22 protein-coding genes and 1 other RNA gene are annotated in these 21,230 nt (G+C 39.4%); 6 read left to right on the top strand and 17 right to left on the bottom strand.

All coding sequences use genetic code 11. The features are described 5' to 3' along the window. The first annotated feature begins 444 nt into the window (after positions 1-444). Positions 445-885, top strand: a complete 441-nt coding sequence (locus tag MF4640_RS04110; RefSeq protein WP_058869816.1) for a hypothetical protein — start codon at positions 445-447, stop codon at positions 883-885. 134 nt (positions 886-1,019) lie between these two features. On the opposite strand, the gene MF4640_RS04105 is transcribed toward MF4640_RS04110, so the two are convergent. The 4 genes from MF4640_RS04105 to MF4640_RS04090 form a co-directional block, all read right to left on the bottom strand. Further along, the gene (locus tag MF4640_RS04105; RefSeq protein WP_078388778.1) at positions 1,020-1,751 is read right to left on the bottom strand and encodes a histidine phosphatase family protein; all 732 of its coding nucleotides are present in this window, start codon (positions 1,749-1,751) and stop codon (positions 1,020-1,022) included. A gap of 54 nt (positions 1,752-1,805) precedes the next feature. Next, positions 1,806-2,660: a 3'(2'),5'-bisphosphate nucleotidase CysQ gene (locus tag MF4640_RS04100; protein ID WP_078388777.1), complete on the bottom strand. Its 855-nt coding sequence runs from the start codon at positions 2,658-2,660 to the stop codon at positions 1,806-1,808. A 498-nt stretch (positions 2,661-3,158) separates the two neighbouring features. After that, positions 3,159-3,410 (bottom strand): hypothetical protein, encoded by a 252-nt coding sequence (locus tag MF4640_RS04095; protein WP_005401037.1) that lies wholly within the window; start codon positions 3,408-3,410, stop codon positions 3,159-3,161. A gap of 320 nt (positions 3,411-3,730) precedes the next feature. Further along, positions 3,731-3,976 (bottom strand): hypothetical protein, encoded by a 246-nt coding sequence (locus tag MF4640_RS04090; RefSeq protein WP_078388776.1) that lies wholly within the window; start codon positions 3,974-3,976, stop codon positions 3,731-3,733. 667 nt (positions 3,977-4,643) lie between these two features. Between MF4640_RS04090 and MF4640_RS04085 the strand changes: the two genes are divergently transcribed. The 4 genes from MF4640_RS04085 to MF4640_RS04070 all read left to right on the top strand — a co-directional run bounded on the left by MF4640_RS04085 (position 4,644) and on the right by MF4640_RS04070 (position 7,623). Continuing rightward, positions 4,644-5,318 carry an HAD-IA family hydrolase gene (locus MF4640_RS04085; protein WP_078388775.1) on the top strand — a complete coding sequence of 225 codons (675 nt, stop codon included), beginning with the start codon at positions 4,644-4,646 and terminating at the stop codon, positions 5,316-5,318. Further along, on the top strand, positions 5,311-5,754 hold the full coding sequence (locus tag MF4640_RS04080) for an RNA-binding S4 domain-containing protein (RefSeq protein ID WP_004696588.1): 444 nt from the start codon (positions 5,311-5,313) through the stop codon (positions 5,752-5,754). Before MF4640_RS04085 ends, MF4640_RS04080 begins: the two co-directional genes overlap by 8 nt. Positions 5,755-5,868: 114 nt before the next feature. Next, positions 5,869-6,912 (top strand): recombinase RecA, encoded by a 1,044-nt coding sequence (gene recA / locus MF4640_RS04075; RefSeq protein WP_005401034.1) that lies wholly within the window; start codon positions 5,869-5,871, stop codon positions 6,910-6,912. A 105-nt stretch (positions 6,913-7,017) separates the two neighbouring features. Continuing rightward, entirely contained in the window at positions 7,018-7,623 is a 606-nt protein-coding gene (locus tag MF4640_RS04070; protein ID WP_078388774.1) for a regulatory protein RecX, read from the top strand. 109 nt (positions 7,624-7,732) lie between these two features. Here MF4640_RS04070 and MF4640_RS19675 read toward each other — a convergent pair whose 3' ends face one another. Next, complete coding sequence (locus MF4640_RS19675) at positions 7,733-8,959, bottom strand: hypothetical protein (protein WP_227518618.1); 1,227 nt, start codon at positions 8,957-8,959, stop codon at positions 7,733-7,735. Positions 8,960-8,992: 33 nt separating this feature from the next. Beyond that, an RNA gene (gene ffs / locus MF4640_RS04055) (signal recognition particle sRNA small type) lies at positions 8,993-9,089 on the bottom strand. A gap of 274 nt (positions 9,090-9,363) precedes the next feature. Here ffs and MF4640_RS04050 point away from each other — a divergent pair. Next, positions 9,364-10,209, top strand: a complete 846-nt coding sequence (locus MF4640_RS04050; RefSeq protein ID WP_078388773.1) for a YbgF trimerization domain-containing protein — start codon at positions 9,364-9,366, stop codon at positions 10,207-10,209. Between the two features lie 58 nt (positions 10,210-10,267). Here the strand turns inward: MF4640_RS04050 and lpxA are convergent, their stop codons facing one another. The 11 genes from lpxA to pyrH form a co-directional block, all read right to left on the bottom strand. After that, positions 10,268-11,056, bottom strand: coding sequence for an acyl-ACP--UDP-N-acetylglucosamine O-acyltransferase (gene lpxA / locus MF4640_RS04045; protein ID WP_078388772.1), 789 nt, complete (start codon positions 11,054-11,056; stop codon positions 10,268-10,270). Further along, positions 11,053-11,538, bottom strand: a complete 486-nt coding sequence (gene fabZ, locus MF4640_RS04040) for a 3-hydroxyacyl-ACP dehydratase FabZ (RefSeq protein ID WP_010326983.1) — start codon at positions 11,536-11,538, stop codon at positions 11,053-11,055. Before fabZ ends, lpxA begins: the two co-directional genes overlap by 4 nt. Positions 11,539-11,545: 7 nt before the next feature. Then, the gene (lpxD, locus tag MF4640_RS04035) at positions 11,546-12,613 is read right to left on the bottom strand and encodes a UDP-3-O-(3-hydroxymyristoyl)glucosamine N-acyltransferase (RefSeq protein ID WP_078388771.1); all 1,068 of its coding nucleotides are present in this window, start codon (positions 12,611-12,613) and stop codon (positions 11,546-11,548) included. A gap of 3 nt (positions 12,614-12,616) precedes the next feature. Beyond that, on the bottom strand, positions 12,617-13,111 hold the full coding sequence (locus MF4640_RS04030; RefSeq protein WP_078388770.1) for an OmpH family outer membrane protein: 495 nt from the start codon (positions 13,109-13,111) through the stop codon (positions 12,617-12,619). 33 nt (positions 13,112-13,144) lie between these two features. Continuing rightward, entirely contained in the window at positions 13,145-15,658 is a 2,514-nt protein-coding gene (gene bamA, locus MF4640_RS04025; RefSeq protein ID WP_078388769.1) for an outer membrane protein assembly factor BamA, read from the bottom strand. Positions 15,659-15,703: 45 nt separating this feature from the next. Next, on the bottom strand, positions 15,704-17,059 hold the full coding sequence (rseP, locus tag MF4640_RS04020) for an RIP metalloprotease RseP (protein ID WP_078388768.1): 1,356 nt from the start codon (positions 17,057-17,059) through the stop codon (positions 15,704-15,706). Between the two features lie 2 nt (positions 17,060-17,061). Then, positions 17,062-18,258, bottom strand: a complete 1,197-nt coding sequence (gene ispC, locus MF4640_RS04015; protein ID WP_078388767.1) for a 1-deoxy-D-xylulose-5-phosphate reductoisomerase — start codon at positions 18,256-18,258, stop codon at positions 17,062-17,064. Further along, complete coding sequence (locus MF4640_RS04010) at positions 18,259-19,083, bottom strand: phosphatidate cytidylyltransferase (protein ID WP_078388766.1); 825 nt, start codon at positions 19,081-19,083, stop codon at positions 18,259-18,261. A gap of 3 nt (positions 19,084-19,086) precedes the next feature. Continuing rightward, positions 19,087-19,839, bottom strand: coding sequence for a polyprenyl diphosphate synthase (gene uppS, locus MF4640_RS04005; RefSeq protein ID WP_078388765.1), 753 nt, complete (start codon positions 19,837-19,839; stop codon positions 19,087-19,089). Positions 19,840-19,847: 8 nt separating this feature from the next. Beyond that, positions 19,848-20,402 (bottom strand): ribosome recycling factor, encoded by a 555-nt coding sequence (gene frr / locus MF4640_RS04000; protein WP_004981941.1) that lies wholly within the window; start codon positions 20,400-20,402, stop codon positions 19,848-19,850. A gap of 79 nt (positions 20,403-20,481) precedes the next feature. Next, positions 20,482-21,210 carry a UMP kinase gene (gene pyrH, locus MF4640_RS03995; RefSeq protein WP_004696558.1) on the bottom strand — a complete coding sequence of 243 codons (729 nt, stop codon included), beginning with the start codon at positions 21,208-21,210 and terminating at the stop codon, positions 20,482-20,484. Positions 21,211-21,230: the final 20 nt, after the last annotated feature.

The following is a 21,230-nucleotide window of genomic DNA, read 5'->3' as shown; positions in this document are numbered from 1 at the left end:
TGCAATACAAGAACTCATTCACACTTTTCACATCTTCCCCCCAAAATAGTCACAAATAAAAAATTAAAAAACCATTAATAATTTATATAAATCAAAAGCTTAATTATTTAACACTATTTTCTATACATATTCAATTTACATAATTTGTCACTTCAGGACATATTTTTTATCGGTCTTGAAACTAATGTCCGAAAAATAAAAGTTCTGTGACAGGGCTTGAATTTATGAAAAATAATGATGAGTTATACATTTAAATTTGCACCAATATAGTGCCAATATTTATCAATCAATAAAAAAAATATATTTCAATTAATTTTCTTTGTAAGCATGTAACTTATTTTAATTTTTAAATCCAAAATGATTAAAATTAAAATCCCATAAATAAATTATGGTATTCTGTTTTCTTATAATGAAACCACATAGAATGTTCTACTGGGGAATAGCATGATTAATAAATTTCTTCCAACACTTGAAAAATTCCAACTGACAGAACAACAATATATTGAGTATTTTCATGCCAAAGGTGAAAAAGACATACTCGCCAAAGTCATCTCAAATATGCGTGGAACCGCAGAAATTCAGGCTTCTCAGGGCGTTGATGCGTGGTTAGGCTATGGCGTCTATTTGCCTGCAATTGAACGTATTTTTGCACTACACCAAGGGGAAAGCGAAGCTGAGTTTTATGACCGTACTCAATATCCAGCCGATGTTGTCAATGCATATACCCTTTCGAATCATGAGATTGCCACACTCATTGCTGCAGATAAATACAATCGCATTCATCAGCACAGCGTAGCAGTGAATACATCATTATGGCCTTTAAATGATGAAGGCCTAAGTATCGACTTGCTCGATTTTCCCAATCGACTCAAAGCAAAAATTTAAACTGATGCGATATAGCATTTAATAAGGTTGACGAATGATCGATCTATAAATCTCGTATATTCTTTTTTCGTTCAAACAACTGTCTAAATGAAGAAACGAGATTTATAGCTGATTTTTATTAATAAACAAATCACTTACAGATTTTGAAATTCATGAATATTCAGTTCATTCATTTCTCCGCGCCAAATCCATTTCAATTTTGATTCCAAAAACACATCTCCCTCAAACCACACAAAAAGACCTTCCATCATTTTCGGCCAGTCTTCTTTGGTCACAATCGTGCGCCCTGAAATAACCGCCAAAATCGCAGCTAAAATCGTGTCATGACTGACCGCAAGGCTCAAACCATAAGGGTTGTTCGGATGCGTGTTATATATAAGCTCCAATACATCTACGACGCCATGAATCGGATGCTTCATACCGGGTAAGGCATTATTAACAAAGCTATTAATAAATCCTAGAGCACCTTGACGCTGAAAATAAGGCCCAGCTTGCTTAATATCCAAAACAAAACTGCCTGGCTCAACCAATAAACCTTGTTCGATAATTTCAATACGGTGGGTATTTGGCTCAAGGGTTTGTCCATCTGCCCCTTGAATCATTAGCGCAGCGGTATCAATACAACGTTGAATTGGGCTAGAAATACAGTGTTGTATCACTCGATCCGTATTATCGATCAGATAGGAACCCCATGCCTGTGCCAAATCGCGCCCTTGATGCGTCAACTGTAAATCATAGCCTGCAAGCCCCTGACCCGTAACAACTTCACGAATGGAATGACGTGTAAACAACGTCACTGGCGTTTTTGCATCTGGCAATAAATCGATTGCCTTCAACATACTAGGCGGGAGTAACTCTAAGGCCATAATCACTAGCAACTCAATAATTCAAAAAACACTATAGCACGCTCAGTTTTTAGCTCAAGCCGACGAAGGCATTAGTTCAAGTGCTTGTAATGCCAGTTTTTTCATATCGTTATTTCGATATGCAATAAAACCGCCATTCAATAAACTCAATCTTTGGTTATATACGAATGGTCGTCCCTGAAAATCAACCAAACCACCACCGATTCGCTCTAATAAACACTGTCCAGCACTGGTATCCCACTCACTCGTTGGGTGAAAGCGCGGGTAAATATCGACTCGGTCTTCTAACACCATGCAGAACTTATATGCACTCCCTGCGCGATACTCTTGAATAGGCGTAAGTTTTTCCAACTGCTCTAAATATACTTGATACTGCGGCTTACTCTGACTACTTTGACTTAAGCCGACTTGAACAGCACTGTGGTTTTCAACTGGAGCATATTCAGACCATACGTCTTTTTCCATATTGTATTTTAACGGCTGACCGTGTAGTGGACAGAAGTAAACTTGCTGTTCACAAGGAATAGCCAACACCGCAAAAGTTGTATGCGCACCCTCGATAAGACTGAGATTGATAGTGAATTCTGGACGTTGATGCAAAAATTCTTTCGTACCATCTAAGGGATCAAGCATCCAAAAAGACTGCCACTGCTGTCTATGCACATGCTGCCCTTCTTCAGAAAGAACAGGCAAATGAGGAAAGGCTTTGTTTAAAGCATCGGTAATAAATTGATTGACACGATAGTCAGCTTGCGTGACAGGTGAATGATCGGATTTTCGTTCAACTGTAAAATCACCACCTGCAACATAAGCTTGATACTCCTCTCGCAAAATCTCGCACGCTTGAGTCACAATCGGTACAAGTTGCAATATCAGTGCATCTTGAGGTGCAGTTGTGGGCTTAAACATGAGACCGCCTTTTTATTCATTAAGTTATAGATCGAGAAGTTCATCTATTGGGATAGCAGCATTCTCATCGCCTTGTATTCAACGGTATGCTGTCACCTCAAAGTGAGAACACGTGAACACTTTTTTCAACACTGCCTTAAAAATATTATACGCCTAAGACACTCAGGAAATATCACTCAATTCCAATTCTTCTTTTGACTTTGGGTTGAGTAGTCCAATCAACCTGACTTTACCTTTACCCACACCTTAAATATTGAGACCAGAGAAAGTCACAAGCTGACCGTTTCTAATTTGTGCTTACTCTTAATTTCTTTTCAGCTTTATACATCCAAGTGATTACTTTAGGAAAAATCATCGCGCAAAAAAATCCCACGCATGGGAGCGTGGGATATAAAACAAGAAAAGCTACAGCGCTTTAATTTCGAGTATAGTATAAACCTGTATTTCAAATACATCAATTAAAAAAATGCGGTATCCCTGCAGTTTTTTTAAATTACTTTACAGCGACTCATTTTTATCTGAACACTTCACTTCTAATTGATACTCATCCTGCGTCACTTTGATCTTAATCTTTTGATACTTTCTTTTATTCGGATCCATAGCCGAACTAGCGACTTCATGCAAAAACTTTCGGTCATTCATAAGCTCGCTATATGCTTTATAACCAATCAAAATCTTTTCAGGCTTTTTATTTTTGGAAATTAATTCTTTTAGAATATCGTCTAGTTCATTTGCAGTAACAATTGACATATCGAAGCAACTCAAAATAAAAAAGATTATCCATAAATAATATGATCAAAAGATGTCAGAAATCATCTTTCTCACTATTTTCATTTCAATAGAAAAATAAAAGCCCGATCAGTATGAAAACAAATCGGGCTTTTTGTCTGTAATCACTCAGACCAGAAAGTTATTATAATAAAAAACCTGTTTACCTCTCTCCAAATAAACAGGCTTAACTGCACAAACATCATCTAATCATTATATTTTCATTGCTTTATGTCACACACTCTACAGCTCAAATATTTCAAATAAATGAAACCTTAAGGTTTTTTAACACAATTCAATACTTAATCATCATTACGTAAAAAGGTTAACTCATATTCATCATGCGTAATTTTAATCTTGATATTACGATAAGTCCGCTTATTTGGATCTAAAGATGAACTCATTACATTTTCTGCAAATTTTTTATTCGACATAAACTTTGCATAGAGCATATAACCAATACGGATTTTTTTAATGGCCTTTTTCTTACCTTTTGCTTCATATTTATCCAAGGTTTCATCTAAAAAATCTAAATTTAATTCACTCATCCATTCCTCTCTATTTTATTCTCATTCGCCACATCTTTTTTAACCGATTCTTGTGTAAATAACCAGCAAAACCACTTTTTTTTATTTTCATTTTTGTCAGAAAACTTACGTTTATCGCATTAATCCGCTAAATACAGCCAACCTTTCTCCACCAGCTGAAGTGGTTTAAATTTAGCTTCAAACATAAAAACCACCCTCAGGTGGTGTTAATGGTATCAATATAAAATGAACATTTGATGAAATAGACATGAGAGCCGAATAGCTAAGTAGTACTGAAAAGCTGACAAAACCAATGATGCTGTCCGTTGTAATCCATGGCTGATTTAGGTCAGCAGCAACAGTGGAGATTTTCCATAATAATGACAGCGCTAGGCGCTCTCATCGGATGTTTACAAAAACTCTTCCTTCTCCATAAGGTGAATCATTTCTTATGCTGAAGTTCAATATTGTTGTGGATCAATGTGCGATTAACACATCTTATATACTCTTACTTAAAAAATTGAGATCCCGTATTCTTCAATTTTTGACAATGGGCTATGCAAATCCGTCATCTTATGCAGCTATACGCTATAATTACGCCATATTTGCATAAAGCAAAACTGCTAAATCGGTTGTTAACTGTTTTCTATCGCGATTGCTGAACTTTGAAACATTGGAGATTTTTTGAGTGGAAAAGCCAATTATCATTTTTGATATGGACGGTACATTACTGGATCTTGCCTATGATGATTTTATTTGGAATCATCAGCTTCCTATCCGTTATGCTGAACAACACCAGTGCTCTTTAGAACAAAGTACTCAAGCGCTGTTTCAGTTTTATCAAGCCCATAATCACACACTCAATTGGTATTCTACACGCTTTTGGACAGCCAAAGTCGGCGTAGATACACTCGCCTTACAGCAGGAATTTAAGCATAAAGTTAGCCTACGTGAAGGCTGTCTTGAACTTCTCGACTATTTAAAAAGTAACGGCTACCCTTGCTGGCTTGCCACTAATGCTGACTGCGAGGGACTCAAGTTCAAACTCGAACACACGAAACTGGCCTCATATTTTGATGTCATTATTAGCAGTGAAACTCTCGGCCACGCCAAGGAATTTACTGAGTTCTGGCAACGTCTCCATGAACGCCATCCTTTTGCAGCCACACAGTGTTACTTTATCGATGACACTGAAAAAGTACTAAAGGGTGCTGAAAGTTATGGTATTCAAAGCCTATTTACCATTGCTCAACCCTCATCACTAGGTCAAAGCAAGACATCCAGCCCTTATCCGATCTTAAATCAGCTCACCGATTTAATTCCTTATTTAGAGCAAGCTGAGGTCACGGCCAGATATGCGTAAATCCACTTTAGCGGAAGATGCTGTAGGCATGCGCATTGACAAATGGTTATGGGCAGCACGCTTTTTTAAAACGCGCTCCATTGCCAAAAATGCAATTGAGGGGGGCAAAGTTCACCACAATGGCGAACGTGTCAAAGTGTCGAGAGAAGTTCGGGTTGGAATGGAACTCACCATACAACAAGGTATTGACAAGAAAACCGTAGTGATCAAAGAACTCTCTGACGTGCGTGGCCCCGCTCCTGTTGCACAAAAATTATATGAAGAAACTGAAGTCAGTATTACACGACGGGAATTGATTGCAAGCCAAAGAAAGTTGCATAATCTAGCTCGACCTGATCATCGTCCAAGTAAAAAAGACCGACGCGATATCAGTAAGTTTAGACAAGAAAATGATCAACAATTTGACCAATATTGGTCTTATAATGATGATGAATGACATGCGTCATATTGTGTCGCACACGATCTGACTTTTATAGAAGATACAGACTAAATCTGTCACTATACTGAGCATATTCAGTAAATATCCGTGACATCGTTTTGAGGTTGTAAGATGGATGATAATAAAAGCAAGGCGCTCAATGCTGCGCTAAGCCAAATTGAAAAGCAGTTTGGTAAAAACACAGTAATGCGTCTTGGCGATAACACCGTACAAGCTGTTGAAGCGGTATCAACGGGTTCTTTGACACTTGATATTGCTCTAGGCATTGGCGGCTTACCGAAAGGTCGTATCGTTGAGATTTATGGTCCTGAATCTTCAGGTAAAACAACCATGACTTTACAAGCGATTGCCGAATGTCAAAAAGCAGGTGGTACATGTGCATTTATCGATGCAGAACACGCTTTAGACCCACAGTATGCGCGTAAACTTGGCGTAGATATTGACAATCTCTTGGTTTCTCAGCCGGACCATGGTGAACAAGCACTTGAAATTGCAGACATGCTAGTTCGCTCTGGTGCTATTGACCTCATCGTTGTCGACTCTGTTGCAGCATTGACACCACGTGCTGAAATTGAAGGTGAAATGGGCGACTCACACATGGGTCTCCAAGCACGTTTAATGAGCCAAGCATTACGTAAAATTACAGGTAATGCAAAACGCTCAAACTGTATGGTGATTTTCATTAACCAAATTCGTATGAAAATTGGTGTAATGTTTGGTAGCCCTGAAACCACGACTGGTGGTAATGCGTTGAAATTCTATGCGTCTGTGCGTTTAGACATTCGTCGCGTAGGTCAGGTCAAAGAAGGCGATGAAATCGTTGGTTCTGAAACCAAAGTAAAAGTTGTCAAAAACAAAATGGCACCTCCATTCCGTGAAGCGCTCTTCCAAATTTTATATGGTAAAGGCGTCAACCACTTGGGCGAACTCGTAGACTTAGCTGTTCAACAAGAAATCGTACAAAAAGCAGGTGCTTGGTATTCATACCAAGGTGACAAAATCGGTCAAGGTAAAAACAATGTGATCCGTCACCTTGAAGAAAACCCTCAGTTGGCTGAAACCATTGAGAAAATCATTCGAGAAAAACTACTGACGACTGCAAACGCTGCGCCTGTAGAAGAGAATGAAGAAGAGCCAGACTTTTTAGATGCTTAATTAAAAGTATCGAAAAAGATTAAATGTTATTACACGACATTTAGGCTTACACTAAGAACGCCCTACGGGGCGTTTTGTTTATTCAGATCTACTTCATACCCAATTATGCCTAATTCAAAATTTCCCAAACTCCTTGACTACGATGCTCTCAAACAACAATTTGGCGAGGAAGAATCCCCTGCTACTCAATACTGCCACACGCAGGTAACACAAGAAACTGATGATGCTTTAGATTTTGATGAAGAGAATCAGCCCAAACCCACAGGTTTAACAGGTTCCCGTCTACGCTCTTATGCCTTTGCTGTATTAACACGTAAGGAATATTCAAAAGCAGAATTGATTGAAAAACTGGCTACATGGGCGATGCACCGTGAAGAAGTGATTACACTGGTTGAAGAGCTTTCAGCACAAAACTATCAGAGTGATCAACGCGTAGCTGAGATCATGCTATCGAGCCAAAAGCGTAAAGGCAAAGGTCCTAATCGCATTAAAATGGCGCTAAAAACCAAAAAGATTGACACTGGTTTAATTTTAGAAGAATTGAAAGAAACGGATTGGGTCGAACAAGCCTATCAACTCAAAGTTAGAAAGTATGGAACTGAGGTCGCAACAGATCCAAAACTAAAAGCCAAACAAATCCGTTTTTTAATGTACCGTGGCTTTGAAATGGACGCGATTATGAAAGCCATTTCGAGAAAAATTGAAGATTAAACGGCTATTTACCTGCACTGGCCCACACATGATTGATCTGTCATCTAGCTATATCAAGAAAACGTAAACAAGCTTATCAGCTATTAAACCTTAAATACTAAAATCTAATTTACTGCAGCTCATAAGCTGACCAAGTAATGCCTAAGTTACCTTTATGTAGTGTCATCTTATAACCACCATCAACATTTGTATTATAGTAGTCACCAGATCTCACTTTGACACACTGTACCGCACCATCAGACATTCGTACATCTAAATAATAATGCGAAAGCGAATGACGACGCGCGCCTACTCTCCAAACACCCTCGCTCTTCTCCTTATTTACGACCTGCACATCTTGAGAACTTAAAATACTATTATCATTTATGCTATTCACAATACGCACCAAACTCGCAGAATAAATACCAACAACAGGTATAGCAAGTGCGATCACCATGATCATTTGCCGCTTCATTTTCTGAGCAAACTTCTTTTTAAATACAATATATAGAGAAGATAATAGAAAGCTCATGCATATCAATGAATAAAATAAAAAAGCTAAATCGTAATGCTGGATAATACCCCTAAGAAATAAATAATTGCATACAAGCATAATCAGAAAAGACAGCACTTCTGTAGAGATTTTAGCCTTTTGCATATAAATAATATAAAAATTATGATGCTTTGGATAACTAAGGTATAGATAAACCAAAGCCATACCATGAAATAAAAGATCTGACCAATCAAATATAGGGGCTAAAAAGAAAATAATAACCGTCAATACATCTAAAATTTTTCTAAATCTTAATGCATATTTTAAATATTTTTGTTGCTGTTCACTGGAAATATTTTTTGTATGTTCTTGTATAAAATTTTGTTCTTGCTCTCGTTTATTAACAACCTCAATATCTTCAAAATGTGCCATGAACATATTACAAATTCTTTTATATGACTCAAAATCTGAACTAATATTAACGATTTGATGATGCTGATCAATCAGTAGCAAACGACTTCTTTTTCTAAAAGATAAAATTTCATAGCCTTTTATTTCACTATAGAGCACTTTTTTAACAGTGAAAACTTTACGATAGAGAAGATGATCTTCATTAAAAACAATTTCGGTATTTATGCTTTCAAGCAACAAATAAAAAATGCAGAATAAAACACAGAGACAAGATACAACAAAGCCTATGGCAATATAATTTAAAAAACCATTTGAAATAAAATATAGAATTGAGAAATAGATAAAAATAGTGGTAATTGCAAAAAATAGAAGAAAAAGCAGAATACTTTTCACTTTCTCAGAGGATTCAATACTTACAACTAGACCTGCATCAATGCCATAGTAGTCTTTCATTTTTATTCTTTTTATTTATAAAACTGGTGGCAACCCTACCAGCAAGACTTCGGCACATCATATTTCTACTACCGTTGCTACCTTCCGGTCCTGGCGGGGTTCGTAGAGTACAATTGCGAAGTAACCGGCAGGGCTACCATTGCAAGAACAGAGTATAGAGATTTTTCCCTAAGTTGCAAGCCTATAAACGACTTTTCAATAAGCATTTCATTCAATTGACTATTTATAAAACAAACTTAAGAAAAATCGCTCAATTATTGGTAACGACTAGGCTACATTCATTTACCTAAATATACGACAACAATGTAAAAGCTTATTGCAATTCATAACGTTGCCGTTTTTAATGGGGTAAATGAATTTCGTTTGATGTTTTCCCCATCAAAGCCTTATAACACGGATATTTTATGATGCTAAAGAAGCATAGCCTATGTGCCCTCACCCTACTTTGCACAACGCCTGTTTTCGCCAATATTCCAATTGAATCTCGCGGCTTAAGTCAAGCAACGAACAATAGTGTCAATCCAACCAGCGTCGCAGTAGACACAGGTGCGAGTGCAACAGCAACCAATATTAATTGGCAAATCATGCAAAAGAACCAACAATTAGAAAATGATTTGCGTAGCTTACGCGGTAAACTTGAAGAGCAAGACAACGAGATCGCTCAACTCAAACATGAGTTGGAAAACCGTTACGCTGACCTAGATCAACGCTTAGAGTTACTTCAACAAAAAGTAGACCCTGAAGCGAGCAATACAACGGAGGATAACCAACAGGATACTCCTCCCAGTAACACCACAATCACCAACGCCAGCAGTAGCACAACCACGGTCGCAGTAAACAAAGCACCTGTAGTGGTCAGTACGCAAAACACATCAGAGCCATCTGAGCTAGAAAAAGCCGCGTATACTGTCGCATTGGATGCCTATAAGCAAGGTGGTGCGAAGAAAGCGATTGCACCCATGCAAAATTTTATTAAAAACAACCCCAACAGTGTTTACATCAGCAATGCATATTTCTGGTTAGCGGAATTTAATTTAGCGATTGAACCTACCAACTATGCAGAAGCGAAAAAGAACTACGGGATTGTGGCAAACCAATACCCAAACTCTTCGCGTGCGCCTCGAGCAGTCTATCAACTCTATAATATTGCAAAAGAAGTGGATAAAAACTCGACTCAGGCCAACCAATACAAAGCCAAACTCCTTAAGCAATATCCTAAGTCTGAAGAAGCCTCTTTCTTTAAGAAATAATTTTCCTATAGATATAAAAAAAGACACGCGAAGTGTCTTTTTTATCTTTGGAATAAGCTTAACGCACAATGCCACGCTCTGACTGTTCTAACGAGTCAATGAGCAACTGTGCTTCAGCAACTTCAGGCAAAATTTCTGCACGGATACGTTCTAAAGCCTGCTCTGTCGTTAAACCTTCTTTATAGATCAGTTTAAATGCAGTACGTAAACCTTGAATCACATTTTTAGACCAACCTTTACGACGCATGCCTTCAACATTCATCGCAAAAGCATGTGCAGGATTACCAGAAACCATCACATAAGCAGGGACATCTTTTACAATCAATGATGCGCCACCAATCATGCTATAAGAATCAATCTTACAGAATTGGTGTATACCCGAGTTACCACCGACAATCACATAGTCACCTACATGAACATGACCAGCTACGCCGACATTGTTTGCAAAAATATTATGATCACCGACCACGCAGTCGTGCGCAATATGCGTATTCACCATCAATAAATTATGGCTACCAATCTTGGTTATACCGTGATCCTGAACCGTACCCCGGTGTAAACTACAATGTTCACGAATTTTATTATGGTCACCAATTTCTAACCAGGTTTCTTCACCTGCATATTTTAGATCTTGGCAGACCTCACCCACGCTTGCGAATTGGAAAATTTCATTTTGTTCTCCAATACGCGTATAACCACCGACCACCACATGCGAATGTAACTGCGTACCTGCACCAATAGTGACATTTGGACCAATAATACAATACGGTCCAATCTTTGCATCTGCTGCAATCACGGCAGATGCATCGATGATTGCTGTTGGGTGAATAAATTCGTTATTGCTCATGATTGCTCTATTTTCTGATGCGAAACCATAATTTCCGCAGATGCTGCTACTACACCGTCAACGGTGGCAATACAATTATATTTGTAAATACCACGTTTCTGCATGACCAATTCTGATTTTAACACCAATTGGTCGCCTGCAACGACTTGCTTTTTAAAGCGAACTTTCTCTGCACCTGCGAACAAGAACAAAGAACCTTCACTTGGTTTCTCATTGTTCATGATGAAACCAAGAATACCTGAAACTTGCGCTAATGCTTCGACAATCAAAACACCAGGCATAATTGGATAATTAGGGAAATGGCCTTGAAGAAACTCTTCATTAATAGACACATTTTTATACGCCACAATTCCATTTTCAGTCACATCAACAACACGATCGACCAATAAAAAAGGATAGCGGTGTGGTAAGTACTCACGAATAGTTTGAATCGTCATTGGCAATTCAGGTTTCGTGAAACTAGTAGAATTCGACTCAGTCATCATATTTCTATTTACGCAATTTAATTGTTGATTCAAGGGACTCAATTTGAGCCTGCATATGATCAAGTTTTTTTACCAATTGGGTCAATGGCACATCTGCTAATTGTCTTAAACGAACAACGGTGCGTTTCCACTTTTGATTTTCAAACAGCCCAATTCCTGAGGAATACGTTCCAGCCACAGAAATATTATTTGTGACCATTGACATTCCAGTTAACGTAACATTATCAACAATATTTAAGTGCCCTGCAATTGCAGACCCACCACCTACGATGCAATTTTTGCCAATGGTTGTACTACCGGCTATTGCAGTATTGGCAGCAAAAGCCGAATTAGCACCAATTTTAGCGTTATGGGCGATTTGCACAAGGTTATCAATAATGACACCATCTTCCAAAATTGTGTCATCCAATGCACCGCGATCAATACTACAATTTGAACCAATCCGTACATCATTACCGATGATGACCGAACCCAATTGAGCAATTCGATGCCATTTCCCTTGATAAGGGGCAAAACCAAAACCTTCACTACCAATCACAGTATTGGCATGAATACGAACACGATCACCAATTTTGCATGACATCAAATTTACATGCGATTCAATTAAACCGCTGCGGCCAATTTCAACCCCATCATGTATGCTGACATGTGAATGGATAATCGTGTCATCGCCAACAACGCAATTTGCACCAATGACTACATAATGACCAATATAAGCAGTATCTGAGATGATTGCAGAAGGATGTATCTGTGCAGTGCTTTCAATGCCCTGCTCAGTGTGTTTAACCTCAAAAGCATGGGTCAAAATCGCAAAGGCTAAATAAGGATTGGCAACAACAATAAAGTTTTGATGTTCAACCAAGAGATCTTTCAGATCAGCTGTAACAATGAATGCACCAGCTTTAGACTGCAGTGCTTGCTCTAAATACTTTTCACCATTTACAAATGCAAGATGTCTAGATTCTGCCGAATCTAGACTTGCTAATCCCTTAAGGATTAAATCAGCTTGACCTACACACTCACCTTGGACTAAACGAGCAAGATCTTCTAAGCGGTACTGTTGAGGATTCATTGATTACTTAATTGCGTTAACCTTTTGAATCATTTTATCAGTTAAATCATACTTAGCGTCATAGGCAAGTGCTGAGTTTTTATTCAAAACAACATCTAATTGATTTTCTTTACGCAATTGTTCAGCAACTTGCTTTACACGACCATCAAATACAGTACGTACTTGCTGAATAGAGCTTTGCACACTGCTTTGCATGGTTTGTTGTAAAGTATTGAACTCATTCATTTTGGTTTGGTACTGAGTCACCATTTTTTGCTTATCCGCAGCGCTCAGCTTATCACCTGTTTGTAAACGCTGTTGTAAGTCTTGAAGCTCTTTACTGAGTTGATCAAGCTTGGTGCTTTGCGGTTGAATTTTTTGTTGAAAACTCGAATTTTGCTGTTTTAAATACGTGCTATTTTCAACAACACGCTCAAGATCCACCACACCATAGCCAGCAGCATTCACCACTGTAGAAGTTAATGCTGTAAGTGTTAAAGCTGTAAGAATTTTTTTCATATTTATATCTTTCATGTAGAGAAAAGGTCGACCTTAGAAGGTACGACCGATTTCAAATTGAATGTTCTTTGTTTCATCGCCATCTTTATCATTCAATGGGTATGCATAGCTAAGAGACAATGGACCAATCATCGTAATCCAAGTAAAGCCTACACCCACGCTATAGCGCATGTTATCAAGCTCAAAACCGAAGTTGTCTTTACAGTATTGCTTCGCATCTACACCAACATCAGTTTTACTTCCAGTCATATATAACTGACCAGATGGAACATCACACTGCGTATCAAATACTTGCGCGCCTTCAGCAAAGATAACTGGGCGAACCTGACGCGTCCAATCCCCTTTAAATGGCAAAGGCAAAGCCAATTCTGTACCAAATTGGATCAGTGCGTTACCACCCACTTCCTCATAGTCATTATCTTTAGATCTTGATTCACTATAAGTTACGCCTGGGTATTTCGGACCTAAGGTACTGTTATCATAACCACGTACCGAACCAAAACCACCTGCATAGAAGTTTTTATAGAATGGTAAATCATTACCATAACCCAACTTACCATAGCCACGTAATACAAAATCTTTCGCAAGCGGGAAGTAAGCCTGAGCATCATAAGTCAGCTTTTGATATTCAACATCACTGCCTGGTAAGGCAATTTCACCATTGATACGATGCGACATACCCGATGTTGGGAACACTGGACGGTTTAAGGTGTTATATGACCATCCTAAGTTTAAGTTATAGGTTAAGAAGTCACCGGTAAACTCAGAACCATAAGGAGCAGATGTCTGACCATCTGGGCAAACATAAACGCCTTCCGAATCAGGAACTAAATCCACCATACAATAAGTCGATGTACTTTTTGTCTTACCGCCATGCGCCAACAAGTAATCACGCACATAAGTAGATACATACGGACCTGTGGTTACTTCAGTTTGGTCGATGTTTAAACCCGCGCTAATGCTTTGGTTTTCATCAATTGGATAACCAAAATTGATACCACCACCAAGACTATCCGTCACATAGTTATTGACGTTATAGTCTTCATCCAACTTGGTTTTACGGTAGTACATGTTATAACCACGACGTACACCATCAATCGTAAAGTACGGATCCGTCACACTTAGGTTGTAATAGTCTTGCGTTTCTGAGCGGGATAAATCAATTGCAACCGAGTTACCTGTACCCATGAAATTGGTTTGACTTAAACCCGCTTGGAAGGTTACACCACCACTTTGTGAGAAACCAACTGCCAAGGTACTGGTACCCGAGTGCTGCTCTTCAACATTAATGTTTAAATCAACTTGGTCGGCTGTGTTCGGAACACGTGCTGGTTTGATATCTACAGTTTTAAAGAAGCCTGTACGCTCTAAACGAACTTTAGATAAATCAATTTTCTCATTACTTGCCAGCGCACCTTCCATTTGGCGCATTTCACGACGTAATACTTCATCCGCAGTTTTCGTGTTGCCGGTAAAGTTAATACGACGCACAGTCACTTGCTGACCTGGATTCACGTAATAATTTAAATCCACCAGATGAGTTTCTTTATCGATCTGAGGCACGACGTTCACTTCTGCATAGTAATAACCCGCATTACCGTATTTACGTAGAAGCAACTGTTTAACCGCATTCACTTTTTCTTGTGAATAGATATCGCCATCTTTATATATTTGTAAAGCTTTCAGTTCTGCTGGGGTGTATAAAGCATCGCCCAAAAATTTGGTTTCGCCAAATTTAAACTGTTCGCCTTCATCCACTGAAACTTCAACAAAAATATTCTTTTTATCTTCACTTAAATTTAAGCTTGAGTGATTGATATTAAAGTTGATATAGCCTTTGTTTAAATAAAGTGCACGTAAAGACTCTAAGCTTGCAGCCATCTTTTCACGTGCATAACGGTCATTACGTGAAATAATGGATGTCCAACCACTCTCTTTTACCGCAAACGCTTGTTCAATTTCGCTTTCTTTAAATACTGTATTACCAATAATATTGATATCTACGACTTTTGCAGCCTTACCTTCAACAAACTCAATAGTAAGGTCTACACGGTTGTTCGGCTTCGCTGTTGTGACCACTTTGACATCAGCATCATAACGACCTTGCTGCATGTATTGTTGTTCAAGCTCAGATTCAACCGTCTGGAGCGCTGATTTTTTCAGCACTTCACCTTCGGTAATCCCCATCTTCTTCAAGCCTTCTTCCAAGGCCTCTTTAGGAATGAGTTTATTACCTTTAAATTCAACTTTAGAAATTAGTGGGCGTTCGACAACTTTGAAAACCAGCGTATCACCCTGCTTTTCTGTTTTAATGTCATCAAACAAACCTGTTGCATATAAACTACGAATGGCATTGGCAAGTGCTGCATCGCTCACACGATCTCCACTATTCAACGGAATCATTCCATAGACATTTGCTGGCGTTAAACGAACAAGTCCATCAACCTTAATATCACGTACTATATAATCTTCTGCTGCATATACTTGTTGTACTGTTGCCATAGCACTGATGAGCGCCAAAGGCATAAATAAATGTGTGTGCTGCATGCCAGTTTTTTCCGATGTAAAATTTAATTCCGTATCTACGCTTTTTTACAAACGCATAAAATCATTGAATAGTGCCAAAAGCATCATACTTCCGAGCAATACCATACCAATTTTTAAACCAACCAATTGTATTTGTTCAGAAACAGGTTTACCACGTATTAGTTCTATAAAATAATAGACCAAATGTCCACCATCAAGCATAGGAATAGGCAATAAATTTAATATCCCTAAACTTACACTCATCAGTGCCATAAATGAGATAAAAGTTTGCCAACCCATTTCCGCACTTTGTCCTGCGACTTTGGCAATCGTGATCGGTCCTGATAGGTTGTCTAGACCAATCAAACCGCGCACCATTTTCACAATCGAGTTCAAAATCATACTCGACAGTTGACCGGTTTTATCCACTGCCATAATGAAGGCTTCAGCAGGATTATATTGTATCGTTTGTTTATATTCTGTAGGAATACTGATTTTCCCAGGGTCACTTTGTACACCTAAGACACCAGAAACCTTGCCCATATTGTCACGTTTACCTTGCGGCATCACCTCAAGTTGTACCAATTGATTTTGGCGAAGCACATCAATTTTTAACAATTTCTCAGGCGAGGCTTGAACCACTTGTACCACATCAAACCAATCATTCATCTTGATGCCATCAATCGCGACAATTTTGTCACCTTGTTGCATACCCTGACGAATGGCTGCACCATCTTCGCTCAACTTAGTCACGACCGCAGGAATTTTTGGTCGATAAGGCGTAAAACCCAGAACATCAAGCGGAGACTGTGTTTGATCTTTCAAGAAGTTTTGAATAGGTAAACTAAACGTCTTAACTTGTCCCGCACGTTCGGCCTGAATTTGGATTGATCCTGTCTCACCTACACGGTCAACCAAGGCAAAATTCAATTTTTCCCAAGTGGGTGTCGTTAAGCCATCAACAGCGGTAATTTTATCGCCCACTTGCATTTGAACTTGTGCTGCAGGTGTATTAGGTAGCACTTTACCCACACGTGTATTCAACTGCTCTTGTGCAGGCAAAAACAAAATCCAAAACAGAAAAATGGCAAATGCCAAGTTAATCAATGGGCCAGCCGCAACAATTGCGATACGCTTCCAAGGTGACTGATGATTAAATGCTTTGGGCACATCCTCTTCAGCAACATCACCTTCACGCTCATCTAGCATTTTGACATAACCACCCAAGGGCAATGCCGAAAGCTGATATTGAATACCTGACTTTTTAGAGGTCCACTTTAAAACCGTTGGTCCAAAACCAATGGAATAAACTAGAACTTTTACGCCCAATTTACGCGCAACAAAATAGTGCCCAAACTCATGTATTGCAATAAGTGGGCCTAAAAGCAAAATTGCCGCAACAATCATAAACAAGGCGCTCATGCTTAAATTCCTATATTAACCACATATTGCTGAGCAACATGACGTGCGTTTTGATCGGCTTCTAAAATAACATCAAGTTGTGTTGCTGCTTGATGTGGGATGGTATTCAAAGTGTGTTCAACAATAGCAGGAATCTGCATAAACCCCACCTGTTGATTTAAAAATGCAGCAACAGCAATTTCATTGGCTGCATTTAAAATCGCTGGGGCTGTGCCCCCAGTTTTCATCGCTTGACGTGCCAAGCTTAATGCTGGGAATCGATGCGTATCAGGCGCTTGAAAATCCAACTGATGATTTTTAAATAAATCTAAAGCTGGAACATGGGTTTGAATACGCTCAGGCCATGCCAACGCATGTGCAATCGGCGTACACATATCAGGATTTCCCATTTGCGCCAATGTTGAACCATCCACATATTGCACCATGGAATGAATAATACTCTGCGGATGCACAACTACTGTAACAAAATGTTCTTCGATTGAAAAAAGATGACAAGCTTCAATTAGCTCCAACCCTTTATTCATGAGGGTCGCCGAATCAACCGAGATTTTCTGTCCCATGGACCAATTAGGATGTTTACACGCCTGCGCAGGCGTTACATTATGTAATTCATCTAAACTATGTTTTAGAAATGGGCCGCCGGATGCAGTCAGAAGAATACCAGAGACTCCGAGTTTCGGCTGTCCGTGACGCTCAGCTTGTAAATAGGTCTGCGGCAAGCATTGAAAGATTGCATTATGCTCAGAGTCCACAGGAAGTAAAAGAGCCTGATGATCATGAGCAGCTTGCATCATGATGTCACCCGACATCACCAGCGCTTCTTTATTTGCCAAAAGTACACGCTTTCCTGCTTGTACCGCTGCTAGCGTCGGCATTAAACCTGCAGCGCCCACAATCGCCGCCATCACCACATCCACTTCTGGATGTTCAGCAACCGCGATGAGGCCTGCCTCATCCGCCAAAATTTCAATGTTTTGTAAATTGGCTGCGACTAGGAGCTGGCGCAGTTCATCTACTTTTGCTTGAGGTACAACTGCAATTTTAGGTTGAAACTGCTGACAAATATCAACAAGTTCTTGCATCCGACTATATGCCGTTACAGCAAACACAGAGTAGTGTTCAGCATGTTGTTGCAATATTTTTAAGGTGCTCTGCCCAATCGAGCCCGTCACACCCAAAATACAAACAGATTGAGACATTTACAAATCTACGCCAATAAGTTTTAACACATATACACCCGCAGCAAAGATAGGTGCAGCAGCCAGTAACGAATCAATACGATCCAGTACCCCACCATGCCCCGGCAAAATACGACCTGAGTCTTTAATTCCAGCACGACGTTTAATCATAGACTCAAACAAATCACCTAAAACTGAGCTAAATACAGTCACTACAGATAAAATAAGAAATAATAAATGCTGCGCGTATGTTAAGTCTAAATAGAGGATTTCAACAGCAACCACGATGATCATGGCCGTAATCACACCACCATAAAGCCCTTCCAACGATTTATTTGGACTCACTTCAGGTGCAAGTTTACGCTTACCTAGTTTACGCCCAACAAAATATGCTCCGCTGTCAGCACCCCAAACCAATAAAAACAGGTACATTAGCCACCATGGAGACATCTTCCAGAGTGCAAAAATAGCGGTCACAGCTGAAGATATCAGAACAATACCAACCACCTTAAGGGTTGAATTATACCAAGCATCATAATTTGGATAGGATTTAACCCAATACAGGCTTAGCAGCCAACATAGGATAGAGGCAGCCCAAAGTAGAAGCGCAATATCGTTAAAGTATAAAGCAAGTGTAGCAAGGCCAGCACTTAGTAAACCAAAACCCCACGCTAGAGGTTTATTAACATTTTTTGTTGTACGGGGCATGAGTTTAAACCACTCATAGCCTGCAACCCCTGCCGCAATAATCATCAGCACAAACATTGGATAGTGTGACTGGCTTGCAAACATACAACTCAGTACAACGGCCACCAAAACCAATGCGGTTATAATCCGCTCTAACATTTATTAGTTCTCAATTTTATCTTGTAGAATTTGTTCCGTCGTTTTCCCGAAACGACGTTCACGCCCACCAAATACAGCCAAGGCGTCATCAAACTCTTCTACACTGAACTCTGGCCAAAGAGTTGGAGTGAAGTAAAGCTCTGCATAAGCTGCTTGCCACAACATAAAGTTCGATAAACGAAAATCCCCGCCTGTACGAATCAATAGATCCACAGCGGGTAAATCACTCAAACTAACGTATTGGCCAAAAACATGTTCATCAATTTGCTCAGGATCTAACGCTTGAGATTGAACAGCAAGTGCAATCTGCTTAGCCGCATGCGCCATATCCCACATCCCACCGTAACTAATTGCGATGGTCAAAGTCATCTTGTCGAAATTAACAGTGTCTTGTTCGGCATGCAACATTAAGTCACGCAATTGCGGAGATAATTTAGAACGATCACCAATAAAACGTAAGGACATTTGATATTGATGCATACGAGGCAACTGTTCATGAATCGTGTCTTCCAACAATTTCATGAGCAAATCAACTTCAGCTTGAGGGCGCTTCCAATTTTCACTCGAAAAAGCAAAAACGGTTAATGCTTGAATATTTTTTTTTCGACAATGCTCAACAATCGGGTCAAGGACATTTTTTCCTTCACGGTGACCATCGCCCTTTTGCATTGCATTTTTTTTGGCAAAACGATTGTTGCCATCCATGATGATGGCAACATGTTTTGGAAGAGTAAGCTTATCTTCTGAATCGGTCATTATACAAATTAGACCTTCAACAACTCAGCTTCTTTATTCGCAAGACGTTTGTCGATTTCAGCAACAAACTTATCTGTGATTTTTTGAATATCATCAGATGCACGACGTTCATCATCTTCAGAAATTTCTTTTTCTTTCAACAATGCTTTGATGTCGCCCAGTACATCACGGCGAATATTACGTACTGCAACTTTTGCATTTTCAGCTTCGTTACGCGCAACTTTTTGCATGTCACGACGTGTTTCTTCCGTCAATGCAGCCATTGGAACACGAATCGCATCAGCCGTAATCGGGTTTAAACCCAAATCTGATTCACGAATCGCTTTATCAATTGCCGCAACCATCGTGCGCTCAAATGGCTGAATCAACAAGGTACGCGAGTCTTCAACACCCACGTTTGCCACTTGGTTTAATGGCACATCTGAGCCATAGTAAGGAACCATTACCCCGTTTAAGATAGATGGATGCGCACGTCCTGTACGAACCTTGGCAAAACCGTGTTCTAACGAGTCAAGTGACTTGTTCATACGGTCTTCTGCGTCTTTTTTAAGATCGTTAATCATGTGATCTTCCTTACTTAATTCGAAAAGATATAAATTCTAAAATAGCGTGTAGTATAAAGAGCTTTCGAGGTCACGTACATTAGTTCGTTACGTGAGTACCCTCTTTTTCACCCATAACCACTGAAAGCAATGAGCCTGCTTTATTCATGTCAAAGACTTGAAGCGGCACATTGTGGTCACGACACAAGCAAATCGCTGTTAAATCCATCACACCCAATTTCTCATCTAACACTTGGTCAAAAGTTAATGTGTCATATTTAACAGCATCATCATATTTGCTTGGGTCTTTGTTGTAGACACCATCAACTTTCGTTGCTTTTAGGATCAGGTTGGCTTCAATCTCGATACCACGTAAGCATGCTGCTGTATCTGTGGTAAAGAATGGGTTACCTGTACCTGCGACAAACACACAAACTTCACCTTGTGTTAGGTGACGAATCGCATCACGGCTTGAGTATGATTCAACCACAGCACCAATTGGCAATGCTGACATCAAACGCGTTTTGATATTGCGACGTACCAAAGCATCACGTAATGCCAAGCCATTCATCACGGTTGCAAGCATACCCATTTGGTCACCCGTTACGCGACCAACCAAACCATCTTTTTGCAATTGACTACCGCGATATAAGTTACCACCACCCACAACAATCCCGACTTGTACACCCAAACCCACTAAGTGCGCAATTGCCAAAGACATTTGATCAAGTACTTGAGCATCAATACCCATATCTTTATTTCCAGCCAACGCTTCGCCAGAAAGTTTCAGTAAGATGCGTTCAAAACGTGGTTTTTTAGAATCCAACATCGCAATAACTCCAATATCTA

Origin of the sequence: Acinetobacter sp. MF4640, from assembly GCF_002018895.1 — a bacterium.
GTDB lineage: Bacteria > Pseudomonadota > Gammaproteobacteria > Pseudomonadales > Moraxellaceae > Acinetobacter > Acinetobacter johnsonii.
Note: the sequence above shows the minus strand (reverse complement) of the source record. Positions and strands in the feature narration are given on the sequence as shown.

Coding starts and splice junctions, on each gene's coding strand:
- lpxD (WP_078388771.1), bottom strand. CDS start 12,613: ATGAATCCTCAACAGTACCGCTTAGAAGATCTTGCTCGTTTAGTCCAA.
- MF4640_RS04080 (WP_004696588.1), top strand. CDS start 5,311: ATGCGTAAATCCACTTTAGCGGAAGATGCTGTAGGCATGCGCATTGAC.
- lpxA (WP_078388772.1), bottom strand. CDS start 11,056: ATGAGCAATAACGAATTTATTCACCCAACAGCAATCATCGATGCATCT.
- MF4640_RS04070 (WP_078388774.1), top strand. CDS start 7,018: ATGCCTAATTCAAAATTTCCCAAACTCCTTGACTACGATGCTCTCAAA.
- MF4640_RS04030 (WP_078388770.1), bottom strand. CDS start 13,111: ATGAAAAAAATTCTTACAGCTTTAACACTTACAGCATTAACTTCTACA.
- MF4640_RS04110 (WP_058869816.1), top strand. CDS start 445: ATGATTAATAAATTTCTTCCAACACTTGAAAAATTCCAACTGACAGAA.
- MF4640_RS04100 (WP_078388777.1), bottom strand. CDS start 2,660: ATGTTTAAGCCCACAACTGCACCTCAAGATGCACTGATATTGCAACTT.
- ispC (WP_078388767.1), bottom strand. CDS start 18,258: ATGTCTCAATCTGTTTGTATTTTGGGTGTGACGGGCTCGATTGGGCAG.
- uppS (WP_078388765.1), bottom strand. CDS start 19,839: ATGACCGATTCAGAAGATAAGCTTACTCTTCCAAAACATGTTGCCATC.
- MF4640_RS04105 (WP_078388778.1), bottom strand. CDS start 1,751: ATGGCCTTAGAGTTACTCCCGCCTAGTATGTTGAAGGCAATCGATTTA.
- MF4640_RS04050 (WP_078388773.1), top strand. CDS start 9,364: ATGATGCTAAAGAAGCATAGCCTATGTGCCCTCACCCTACTTTGCACA.
- bamA (WP_078388769.1), bottom strand. CDS start 15,658: ATGCAGCACACACATTTATTTATGCCTTTGGCGCTCATCAGTGCTATG.
- MF4640_RS19675 (WP_227518618.1), bottom strand. CDS start 8,959: ATGAAAGACTACTATGGCATTGATGCAGGTCTAGTTGTAAGTATTGAA.
- frr (WP_004981941.1), bottom strand. CDS start 20,402: ATGATTAACGATCTTAAAAAAGACGCAGAAGACCGTATGAACAAGTCA.
- fabZ (WP_010326983.1), bottom strand. CDS start 11,538: ATGACTGAGTCGAATTCTACTAGTTTCACGAAACCTGAATTGCCAATG.
- pyrH (WP_004696558.1), bottom strand. CDS start 21,210: ATGTTGGATTCTAAAAAACCACGTTTTGAACGCATCTTACTGAAACTT.
- MF4640_RS04010 (WP_078388766.1), bottom strand. CDS start 19,083: ATGTTAGAGCGGATTATAACCGCATTGGTTTTGGTGGCCGTTGTACTG.
- rseP (WP_078388768.1), bottom strand. CDS start 17,059: ATGAGCGCCTTGTTTATGATTGTTGCGGCAATTTTGCTTTTAGGCCCA.
- MF4640_RS04095 (WP_005401037.1), bottom strand. CDS start 3,410: ATGTCAATTGTTACTGCAAATGAACTAGACGATATTCTAAAAGAATTA.
- MF4640_RS04090 (WP_078388776.1), bottom strand. CDS start 3,976: ATGAGTGAATTAAATTTAGATTTTTTAGATGAAACCTTGGATAAATAT.
- recA (WP_005401034.1), top strand. CDS start 5,869: ATGGATGATAATAAAAGCAAGGCGCTCAATGCTGCGCTAAGCCAAATT.